This window comes from Dactylosporangium salmoneum, assembly GCF_039532525.1.
Classification (GTDB): Bacteria; Actinomycetota; Actinomycetes; order Mycobacteriales; family Micromonosporaceae; genus Dactylosporangium; species Dactylosporangium salmoneum.
Window position 1 is genome coordinate 57,772 of record NZ_BAAARV010000049.1, and the last position, 8,524, is coordinate 66,295.

An 8,524-nucleotide genomic window follows, 5' to 3' on the forward strand; every position below is an offset into this window, starting at 1 on the left:
CCGGCGACATCGGGCGCCCCGCGAGGGAGGACAGGCCCTGGGCCGGCGGGCGCCACCCGTCCATCCGGTCGGGTTCGTGTCGCCGGTCGCCCGCCGGCCGGTGGTGGCGCTGCCGTGTGGCCGATCGACAGGGACGGAAGCCCCGGTCGGCGGCGGGCCGGAAAAGTTGCGACATGACAAAGAGGTGTCCGCGTTCGCCTGGGTGAGCGGCGGGCGGTACCGTCCACTGCGAATCGAGCATTTCGTAGGGGGAGTGGACGGGTGAAGGTGAACGCCGAGGCCAGGCAGCGGCTCAGCGCGCTCCTGCGCACGCACGAGGACGAGATCCTGAAGCGCTGGGTGGAGGTCGCGGCGCGGACGCTGCGGGGCCGCCTCACCGACCCCGAGCTGGCCGGGCAGGTCCGGGAGATCTACGGCGCGCTGCTGGGCATGCTGGAGGGGGCCGGCGACGGAGAGCTGACCGGGTCGCACGGCGGCGAGTCGAGGGCCGCGCTCGTCGAGCTGTCCCGGGCGTGGGCCCGGCAGGGGTTCACCCCGACCGAGACGGCCAACCTGGTGTTCGCGGTCAAGGAGGTCGTGATCGGGCTCGGCGAGGAGGCCGACCAGGTCACCGCCGACTTCCTGGTGCTGTCGCTGCTCGTGGACGAGATGGGCCTCTACACCTTCGAGTCCTACACGAAGACCCGCGAGGGGATCATCGCCGACCAGACCGAGCAGCTGCTGGAGCTGTCCACGCCGGTGGTGAAGCTGTGGGACGGCGTGGTGGCTGTGCCGCTGGTCGGCACACTGGACTCGGCCCGCGCCCAGGTCGTGATGGAGAAGCTGCTGCAGACCCTGGTCGACACCGGGTCGGGCTTCGCCATCGTGGACATCACCGGCGTGCCGGCGGTCGACACCCAGGTGGCGCAGCACATCCTCAAGACCGTGGTGGCGGCCCGGCTGATGGGCGCGGAGTGCATCATCTCCGGCATCCGGCCGCAGATCGCGCAGACGGTCGTGGCGCTGGGCATCGAGTTCGGCGACATCGTCACCAAGGCGACCCTTGCCGACGCGCTGGTGCACGCGCTGCGGGCCAGCGGCGTGGAGTTCACCAAGAAGGCCCGGGCGCTCTGATGGACCGGGTGCCCGTCCTGAAGATCGGCGACATCCTGCTGGTGTCGATCCAGATCGATCTCGACGACCAGACCGCGATGCAGCTGCAGGAGGACCTGTCCGACCGGATCGTGGAGACCGGGGCGCACGGCGTGGTCATCGACATCTCGGCGCTGGAGATCGTCGACTCGTTCATCGGGCGGATGCTGTCCACGATCGCGGCGGTGTCGCGGGTGCTGGACGCGGAGACGGTCGTGGTCGGCATGCGCCCGGCGGTCGCGATCACGCTGGTCGAGCTGGGGCTGTCGCTCAACGGGGTGCGCACCGCCCTGAACGTGGACAAGGCCCTGGACATTCTGGCCGCGTCGAAGCAGATCCACGGCGTGGGGGTGCTCACGGTGGCCGAGGACGACGGTGTCTGACCTCGCCCCCGAGGCTGAGCCGCTGCGGCTGGACATCGCCGACGACAAGGACGTCGTGCGGGTCCGGCAGGCCGTGCGGGTCGCCGCGGTGGCTGCGAAGCTGCCGCTGGTGGACCAGACGAAGCTCGTCACCGCCGCCAGCGAGCTGGCCCGCAACACGCTGATCCACGGCGGCGGGGGGCACGCGATCGTCGTCGCGGTGCACAACGGCCGTCGGGCCGGGGTGCGGGCCGAGTTCGCCGACACCGGGCCCGGCATCGCCGACCTGGGCCTGGCGTTCACCGACGGATACACCACCGGCAGCGGCCTGGGCCTCGGCCTGAGCGGGTCGCGCCGGCTGGTCGACGAGTTCGAGATCGACACCAGCCCGGGCGCCGGGACGCGCATCGCGGTGACCAAGTGGGCGCGGTGAGTGCCCTCGGCGTGCCGACGGTCGAGGAACTGGGCTGGCTGACGGTCGACGACGCCGCGGCGGCGGGCATCGCGCGGCGGGTCGCGGTCGACTGCGCCCACCGGCTCGGCTTCAGCGAGCAGCGGGCCGGGGAGGTGGCGATCGTCGCCGCCGAGCTCGCGTCCAACCTGCACCGGCACGCCGACGCCGGTGCGCTGTCGGTGCGCTGCCTGCGCCGCGGTGACGTGGGCGGGATCGAGCTGATCGCCGTCGACGCCGGTCCCGGCATGGCGGACCTGCTGCTCAGCTCGCGGGACGGCACGTCGACGGCGGGGACGCTGGGCATCGGGCTGGGTGCCGTGGGGCGGCTGTCGGACTCGGCGACCGGCTACTCGCAGCCGGGCCGTGGCACGGTGTTCACCGCCCAGCTGTGGCCGGAGACGACGGTGCCACAGACCCGGGCGCGGGTCGCGGGTCTGTCCCGGCCGATCATCGGCGAGAGGGTGTGCGGGGACCGGTACGCCGCCCGCGCGGCCGCCGACGGGTCGCTGCTGGTGCTGGTGGCCGATGGGCTGGGGCACGGGTCGCTGGCCGCGGCGGCCGCGGCGGCGGTCGTCGACGCGTTCCTGGCCTCGTCGCTGGAGGCGCCGGCGGGGATCGTGGAGCACGTGCACCGGGCCGTGTCGCACACCCGGGGCGCGGCGGCCTCGGTGGCGCGGCTGGGTGGCGGGTCGGTGCACTTCGCCGGGCTGGGCAACGTGGCGGGGACGATCGCGTTTCCCGACGGAGACCGGCGGGGCATGGTGAGCATGCCGGGCATCGTCGGGCACCAGTCGCGCGCGGTGCGCGAGTTCTCCTACGAGCTGCCGGCCGAGGGGGTCGTTGTGCTGCACTCCGACGGGGTGTCGGACCGGTGGAGCCTGCGCGACTACCCGGGCCTGGCCCGGCGGGAGCCGTTGCTGGTGGCCGCGACGCTGCTGCGCGACGCGGGGGTGCGCCGCGACGACGCGTGCGTGGCCGTCGCGCGCGGGGGTGAGCCGGCGTGAACGGTGGGCCCCCTCCCCAGCCGCTGCCGTCCGGCGCCGTGCCGGTGCTGCGCATGGTGCTGCGCGAGGATCACGACGTGTTCGTGCTGCGCCAGCGGGGCCGGGAGGTGGCCGCCGCGCTGGGCATGGAGCATCAGGACCAGGTCCGGGTGGCCACGGCGCTGAGCGAGATCGGGCGGGAGGTGCCCGGGGCCGAGGTGACGTTCGCGACGGCCGCGGCGCCCCGCCCGCACCTGGTCATTGTTCTGTCATCGGAGCGGTTGGGTAAGCAGACCACGGAGGGGGTCGCGGCGGCCGCCCGGCTGATGGATGAGGTGCGGGTGGAGGACGAGCGGATCGTGCTGACGCGCCGGTTGCCCGCGCAGGTCGACCCGCAGCGGCTCGGGGAGGCGCGGGCGGAGCTGGCCCGCAGCGTGCCCACGACCGCGCTGGACGAGCTCAGCGTGCAGAACCGGCAGCTTGTCGCCGCGCTCGAGGAGGTTCAGGCCCACCGGGACGAGCTGCTGCAGCTCAACGCGGAGCTGGAGGAGACGAACAAGGGCGTCATGGCCCTGTACACCCAGCTGTCCGAGGAGCTGGAGCAGACCAACCAGGGCGTGGTGGCGCTGTACGCGGAGCTGGACGAGCGTTCGGCCCAGCTGCGGGAGGCCAACGAGGCGAAGAGCCGGTTCCTGGCCAACGTGTCGCACGAGCTGCGGGCGCCGGTGACGGCGATCATCGGGCTGACCCGGCTGCTGCTGGACCCGCGCTCGGAGCCGCTGAGCGGGGAGCAGCAGCACCAGCTGGAGCTGGTGCAGGGCTCGGCGGCGGACCTGCTGGCCCGGGTCAACGACCTGCTGGACCTGGCCAAGGCGGAGTCGGGGCGGCTCGAGCCGAACTGGGGGCCGGTCGACCTGGCGGCGGTCTTCGGGCAGCTGCGCGGCACCCTGCGGCCCCTGGCCAAGCCGGCGGTGGCGCTGGAGGTGGCGGACCCGCCGGCGGCCGCGCTGGTCAGCGACGAGACGCTGCTGACGCAGATCCTGCGCAACCTGCTCACCAACGCCCTGAAGTTCACGGAGTCGGGCACGGTCGGGATGGCCGGGCGGGTCGACGGCGACCAGCTGTTCATCGCGGTGAGCGATACCGGCATCGGCATCCCGTTCGCCGAGCAGGCCCGCGTGTTCGAGGAGTTCCACCAGGTGCGCGGCGCCCATCAGACGGGCGGCACCGGGCTCGGGCTGCCGTACGCGCGGCGGCTGGCGGCGCTGCTGGGCGGCGCGCTGAGCATGGTGAGCGAGCCCGGCGAGGGCAGCACGTTCACGCTGGTGATTCCGCTGGCGCCGGTACTGCCGGAGGAGCCCCCGCAGGAACGGCTGCCCCGCGTCGAGCGTGCCCTCGTGGTCGACGACGACCCGGCCGCCCGGCACCTGCTGCGCCAGCTGCTCTCGGGCGTCGCCGCCGAGGTGAGCGAGGCTGCCGACGTGCGCTCGGGCCTGGCGATCGCGGCCCGGGAGCGGCCGGCGGTGATCTTCCTGGACCTGCGGATGCCCGGCGGCGACGGCACCGAGCTGCTGGCCCGGCTGGACGACGAGGCGCTGGCCGGCGTGGCGGTGTTCGTGGTGACGGCGGCCGACACCTCGGAGTTCGACCCGCGGCTGCTCGGCCGGGCCAGGGCCGTGCTGGCGAAGGAGCACCTGAGCCGCCAGACCGTCATCGACCTTGTGGCCGGGCTGACGGCGTGAGCACCGCTGCCGCCGACATCCTGGTGGTGGACGACAGCCCGTCCAAGCGTTACGTCATCACGAGCTGGCTGCGCCGGGAGGGCCACCGGGTCACGGAGGCGGCGACCGGCGCGGACGCCCTGGCCCTGCTGCACGACGGTGCCATCCCGACCGAGCTGGTCGTGCTCGACGTGCGGCTGCCCGACATCGACGGCTTCGAGGTGGCGGAGCGGATCAAGGACGACCCGCGCACGGCCGCGGTGCCGGTCATCCACATCTCGGCGACCGCGGTGCACGCGGTGGACCGCACCCAGGGGCTGACCCGGGGCGCCGACGCGTACCTCGCCGAGCCGATCGACCCTGACGAGCTCCTCGCCACGGTGGGCGCCCTGCTGCGGTACTCCCGCGCCCGCCAGCGCGCCGAGCGCCTCGCCGGGCGGCTGACCCGCCTGGTGGAGACCACCGCCGCGATCAACGCGGCGACCAGCCTGCCGGAGCTGCTGCGCCTCGGCGCGGCCGGCGCCGCCCGGGTCTTCGAAGGGCCGGTGGCGGTCGCCGCCGCCTCCCCGGAGACCGGCGCGGTGGCGGTGCAGGTCGACGCGCCGGGGGCGGTGCCGCGGCTGCGCCCCGCGCACCGGGTGCAGTTCGACTTCGACCCGCTGGACGGGCAGCCCGGCACGGAGCTGTTCGGCGACGACGGCGGGACATGGTGGGGGGCGCCGGTGTGGCGGGTGGTGGCCCGGGCCAAGGAGGGCCGGGAGCCGCTGCACATCGCGGTGCCGGCGGCCGGCTTCAGCGACGACGACGCCGACGTGCTGCGCCAGCTCGGTCAGGCGATGGCCCTGGCGGTGGAGGCGCTGCGCAGCTACGACGAGGAGCGGCGTACGGCCCTGACGCTGCAGCGCAGCATGCTGCCGGCGTCGCTGCCGCCGGTGCCGGGCTACGAGATCGCGGTGCGCTACCGCCCGGCCAGCGACCACGCGTCCGTCGGCGGGGACTTCTACGAGGTGGTGGCGGTCGACGGGCACGTGGTGGCGGCGATCGGCGACGTGGCCGGGCACTCGCTGCGGGCCGCGACGATCATGGCCGAGGTCCGCCACGCGCTGCGGGCGTACCTGGCCGAGGACCACGCGCCGGGGCCGACGATGGAGCGGCTCAACCGGATGATGCTGCGGTTCCTGCCGGAGGAGATCGCCACGATGTGCCTGCTGCGCATCGAGCTGGCCTCCGGCGAGGTGCGGATGACCAACGCCGGGCACCCGCCGCCGCTGCGGGTGGCCGGGGGCCGGATCACGGCGGTGGAGAGCCGGGTGGCGCTGCTGGGGGTGCCGACCCCGCACCACGGGGAGACGGTGTTCACGCTGGCCCCGGGGGAGCTGCTGGTGCTGGTCACCGACGGGCTCATCGAGCGGCGCGGGTTCACGTTCAACGAGGGCATGGAGCGGCTCGGCGAGGCGTTGCTGGACAACCTGTCCCAGGACACCCTCGACGAGTTCTGCGACGCGCTGCTGGCGGGGCTGGGTGAGGACACCGACGACGACGTCGCCCTGCTGGTGATCCGCCGGGGGAATTCCGCCTGATCCTGTTGCGGCTCGTGCCGGGCCCGGGTCACGCTTCGAGCGGAGTCTGCAGCGCGCGATCCGAAGAGCGCAGTGGAGTCTGCAGCGCGCGATCCGAAGAGCGCAGTGGAGTCTGCAGCGCGCGATCCGAAGAGCGTAACGGCAACAGCGAGCCACGGGGGATTGACAATGGCGGTCTGCGAGACCTGCGGCAACGACTACTACATGGCTTTCGAGGTGCGCACGGTCGGCGGGGGGACGCACACGTTCGACTCGTTCGAGTGCGCCATCCAGAAGCTGGCGCCGGTGTGTGAGCACTGCGGCACCCGCATCGTCGGGCATGGCTCGGAGGTGTCGGGCCGGTTCTACTGCTGCGCGCACTGCGCCCGTACCGCCGATTCGGCCGCGGGCTTCGAGATCCGCGACACGGTGGGCGCCTACCCGGGGTGACGCGGTTCCCCCGGTGATCATTGCCGCGTCCCGCCATGATTGGGTTAGCCGCACGGTACAACGCGGAGCCCCGACGGTGAAGGAGCAGCTGTGGTCGTCCTGGGAATCGACATCGGTGGATCTGGCATCAAAGGGGCGCCGGTCGACCTGGCCACCGGTGTGTTCGCGGCCGACCGTGTCCGCATCGAGACGCCGCAGCCGGCCGACGTGACCAGCGTGGTCGCCACCGTCAAGGCGGTCGCCGGTTCGTTCGACCCGGCCGCCAGCGTCGGCATCACGTTCCCGGCGGTGGTGCAGCACGGCGTGACGAAGACGGCCGCCAACGTGGACAAGTCCTGGGTCGACGCGCCGGCCGAGCAGCTGTTCACCGAGGCTCTCGGCCGGCCCGTGACCGTGCTCAACGACGCCGACGCGGCCGGGGTGGCGGAGCTGGAGTACGGCGCGGGCAAAGGCGTCGGCGGGCTGGTCGTCATGGTCACGTTCGGCACCGGCATCGGCAGCGCCCTGTTCGTCGACGGGCGCCTGGTGCCCAACACCGAGTTCGGGCACCTGCAGATGAGCGGGCTGCACCTGCACGGCGGCGACGCGGAGGACTACGCCTCCGACCGCATCCGGGAGAGCGAGGACCTCGGGTGGCCGCAGTGGGCCGAGCGGGTGCAGACGTACCTGCGCCACCTGCACGCCCTGCTGTGGCCCGACCTGATCATCATCGGCGGCGGGGTCAGCCGGAAGGCGGAGAAGTTCCTGCACATGGTCGACGTGCCGACGAAGGTGGTGCCGGCGGCGCTGCAGAACAACGCCGGCATCGTCGGCGCCGCCCTGCTCGCGGCCCGGCGCGCCGGCGCCGCCTGAGCAACGAATCGGTAACACCCGCCGCCGGTGCGGTGGTGATTTCATCCGATGTGCGCGGGTGAGGCACCATGGCTTCCATGGGGGACCCACCCGCGCCGTTGCGCGCCGGCGATCCGGCCTCGGTCGGGTCGTACCGGCTGCGCGGCCTGCTGGGCGTCGGCGGGATGGGCACGGTGTACCTCGCCGAGGCCCCCGACGGCCGGCGCGTGGCCCTGAAGGTCATCAACCCGGCGCTGCACGGCGACCCGATGTTCCGGCACCGCTTCGCCGCCGAGGCGGCCGCCGCGTCCCGGGTCGCCGGGTTCTGCACCGCCAGAGTGCTCGACGTCGCCCTCGACGGCCCGGTCCCGCACCTGGTCACCGAGTACGTCGCCGGTCCCTCCCTGCACGACTACGCCACCGCCAACGGGCCCCTCGCGGGGCACGTGGAGGCGGTCGCGGTCGGGGTGGCCGCCGCGCTGACCGCCATCCACGCCGTCGGCCTGGTCCACGCCGACCTCAGCCCGCGCAACGTGCTGCTCTCGCCGTTCGGGCCGAAGGTCATCGACTTCGGCGTGGCCCGGCTGCTCGGGCAGTCCGGCGGCCACCACGGCGGCGCCGGGCCCAACTTCGGCACCCCGGGCTGGCTGGCGCCGGAGCAGGTCCGCGGCTGGCCGCCCAGCCAGGCCAGCGACGTGTACGCCTGGGGCCTGCTCGTCGCCTGGGCCGGGACGGGCCGCATGCCGCTGCCCGAGGCCGCATTCAACCCGGGCGACACGGTCGAGCCCGACCTGACCGGCCTCGACACGGCCCTCGCCGACGTGGTGCGCCGGGCCCTGCGCGCCGACCCCGACCAGCGGCCCACCGCCCAGCAGGTGCTGCTCGCCCTGGTCGGCCAGGACGACCCGGCGGCCGCCCAGGTGGCCGCCACGGTCCGCGGCTCCGCCCCCGCGCAGCCCCGGCCGGGCCGTCGCGACCGGACGGCGTTCGCCCCGGGGGCGGCGGCGGTGCGCCCGCAGTCGCCGCCCGCGCC

General features: G+C 74.0%; 9 protein-coding genes. All 9 read left to right on the plus strand.

Annotated elements, in window-relative coordinates; genetic code table 11:
• Positions 1 to 261: 261 nt before the first annotated feature.
• The gene (locus ABD352_RS28220; RefSeq protein WP_344615530.1) at positions 262 to 1,113 is read left to right on the plus strand and encodes an STAS domain-containing protein; all 852 of its coding nucleotides are present in this window, start codon (positions 262 to 264) and stop codon (positions 1,111 to 1,113) included.
• Complete coding sequence (locus ABD352_RS28225) at positions 1,113 to 1,514, plus strand: STAS domain-containing protein (protein WP_344615531.1); 402 nt, start codon at positions 1,113 to 1,115, stop codon at positions 1,512 to 1,514. The genes ABD352_RS28220 and ABD352_RS28225 overlap by 1 nt, the downstream gene beginning before the upstream one ends.
• Positions 1,507 to 1,926: an ATP-binding protein gene (locus ABD352_RS28230; RefSeq protein WP_344615532.1), complete on the plus strand. Its 420-nt coding sequence runs from the start codon at positions 1,507 to 1,509 to the stop codon at positions 1,924 to 1,926. The genes ABD352_RS28225 and ABD352_RS28230 overlap by 8 nt, the downstream gene beginning before the upstream one ends.
• Positions 1,914 to 2,951 carry an ATP-binding protein gene (locus ABD352_RS28235; RefSeq protein ID WP_344615533.1) on the plus strand — a complete coding sequence of 346 codons (1,038 nt, stop codon included), beginning with the start codon at positions 1,914 to 1,916 and terminating at the stop codon, positions 2,949 to 2,951. The genes ABD352_RS28230 and ABD352_RS28235 overlap by 13 nt, the downstream gene beginning before the upstream one ends.
• On the plus strand, positions 2,948 to 4,672 hold the full coding sequence (locus tag ABD352_RS28240) for an ATP-binding response regulator (RefSeq protein ID WP_344615534.1): 1,725 nt from the start codon (positions 2,948 to 2,950) through the stop codon (positions 4,670 to 4,672). Before ABD352_RS28235 ends, ABD352_RS28240 begins: the two co-directional genes overlap by 4 nt.
• Positions 4,669 to 6,231, plus strand: coding sequence for a SpoIIE family protein phosphatase (locus tag ABD352_RS28245; protein WP_344615535.1), 1,563 nt, complete (start codon positions 4,669 to 4,671; stop codon positions 6,229 to 6,231). Before ABD352_RS28240 ends, ABD352_RS28245 begins: the two co-directional genes overlap by 4 nt.
• A gap of 168 nt (positions 6,232 to 6,399) precedes the next feature.
• Positions 6,400 to 6,660 (plus strand): Prokaryotic metallothionein, encoded by a 261-nt coding sequence (locus tag ABD352_RS28250; protein ID WP_344615536.1) that lies wholly within the window; start codon positions 6,400 to 6,402, stop codon positions 6,658 to 6,660.
• A 90-nt stretch (positions 6,661 to 6,750) separates the two neighbouring features.
• Positions 6,751 to 7,512: a polyphosphate--glucose phosphotransferase gene (gene ppgK / locus ABD352_RS28255; RefSeq protein ID WP_344615537.1), complete on the plus strand. Its 762-nt coding sequence runs from the start codon at positions 6,751 to 6,753 to the stop codon at positions 7,510 to 7,512.
• A gap of 77 nt (positions 7,513 to 7,589) precedes the next feature.
• On the plus strand, positions 7,590 to 8,524 hold a 935-nt coding region (locus tag ABD352_RS28260), incomplete at its 3' end, for a serine/threonine-protein kinase (protein WP_344615538.1).

Coding starts and splice junctions, on each gene's coding strand:
- ABD352_RS28225 (WP_344615531.1), top strand. CDS start 1,113: ATGGACCGGGTGCCCGTCCTGAAGATCGGCGACATCCTGCTGGTGTCG.
- ABD352_RS28250 (WP_344615536.1), top strand. CDS start 6,400: ATGGCGGTCTGCGAGACCTGCGGCAACGACTACTACATGGCTTTCGAG.